1 protein-coding gene and 1 pseudogene are annotated in these 1531 nt (G+C 74.8%); one reads left to right on the top strand and one right to left on the bottom strand.

Translation table 11 applies throughout. From position 1 onward, the window contains the following. Positions 1-514: pseudogene (locus FV228_RS29310) on the top strand (NAD(P)/FAD-dependent oxidoreductase); the annotation flags it as partial. Positions 515-846: 332 nt separating this feature from the next. Here the strand turns inward: FV228_RS29310 and FV228_RS34870 are convergent. After that, a partial coding sequence (locus FV228_RS34870; RefSeq protein WP_281406549.1) for a collagen-like protein occupies positions 847-1531 on the bottom strand: 685 nt, incomplete at its 5' end.

The raw sequence follows: 1531 nt of genomic DNA on the forward strand, positions 1-1531 counted from the left end.
ACGGGCGCTGGGTGCCGCTTCTCGAAGGGCTCGGCGTGGACGTCGCGCCCCTGGAGCCGGCCAATGCGGGCTTTGCCGTGGCGTGGTCCGACCTGTTCCGCGAGCGGTTTTCCGGGGCGCCGCTCAAGCGGGTGGCGCTCGCCTGCGACGGCGTTGCGGTCCGGGGCGAGGCCGTGATCACCGCCGCCGGGATCGAGGGCGGGGCGATCTACGCCCTGTCGCGGCCCCTGCGGAATGCGATCGCCGGGCGGGGAAGCGCCCGGCTCACCGTCGATCTGCGTCCCGACCTGACCCGGGTTGATCTCGCCCGCCGCCTCGCCGGCGCCCGGCCGGGGTCCGGCTCGATGCCCTCGACGGCCGCGCCATGCTGTGCGCCCGCTCCGGCCTGTTCCTGGCCGGCGAGATGCTCGACTGGGAGGCGCCGACCGGCGGCTACCTGCTCCAGGGGGCCTTCGCGGGCGGCCGGGCCGCCGCCGCCGGGATGCTCGACTGGCTGCGCGAGACCGGCGGGTGATCGGGGCGATCGCGCCGCCTGGAGCTCGGATCTGCGCGGCGGGGTCCTGATCTTTTCTACGAAGGCGCTGGCTTATGCCCTCGCCCCGCGCGGGGACAGAGCGGACTCATACATCTCCGGACGAGGCGCAGGTCCCCTCTCCCGTGCGGGAGAGGGACAGGGTGAGGAATGCGACCTGTCCGGAAAGACCTGGTCCCTCACCCCAGCCCTCTCCCGCACGGGAGAGGGGGCGCGTCGCGCCTTGCACAAGCCGATATGTGGACATCGGAGCCCGTGCGGGCGTGGGAGGCGCCAGCGTCGCTTCGATGAGAGAGGTTTGACACCTGCAGCCGTCACCGCCGGGTGCAGAACCCAACGATCCCCGAGGCCTCTGCCGGGCAGGTGGCGCCCTCCCCGTCATAGACCGGGGTGCCGCCCTTGAGGCAGTGGGCGGTGACCAGCGTCTCATCGGCCTCGCAGGTGATGGTGCAGCCGCCCGCGCAGTCGGACTTGCGCACGGCCCGGAGGGCGGAGGCGCCGGCCTCGCCCCTGGCCCCTGCCCCGCCGGCCGGGCCGGGCTCGCCCTTGGCCCCCGGCTCGCCCTTCGGTCCCGGATTGCCTGGGGTGCCCGGGATTCCCGGAGCCCCCTGCTCACCCTTGGTGCCGGGCTCACCCTTGAGCCCCGGGTCGCCTTTCGGACCCGCATCGCCCTTCGGCCCCGGCTCCCCGGTCGGGCCCGCGGCGCCCTGAGGGCCGGGTGGGCCCGGCGGGCCTTCGGCGGCGCAGTTCGCGACGACCGCCTCGCGCTCGTCCGGGTCGGCCTTGAGAGTCACCACGCAGGTCGGCGGCCGGTAGGGGACCCGGAACGCGAAGCGCCCGCGCCGGTCGGCCTGGATCGAGATGTCGTCGTCCAGGACCACGATCGCCCCCGGCTTGCGCACCGAGCCCGAGATCCGCAGGTCGCCGGCCTCGATCCGGGCGTCGTAGACCATGATCGGCTGGCTCGGGACCGGCGCGTGCCGGGGCCGCGGCTTGGCC

The organism is Methylobacterium sp. WL18 (genome assembly GCF_008040015.1).
GTDB classification, from domain to species: domain Bacteria; phylum Pseudomonadota; class Alphaproteobacteria; order Rhizobiales; family Beijerinckiaceae; genus Methylobacterium; species Methylobacterium mesophilicum.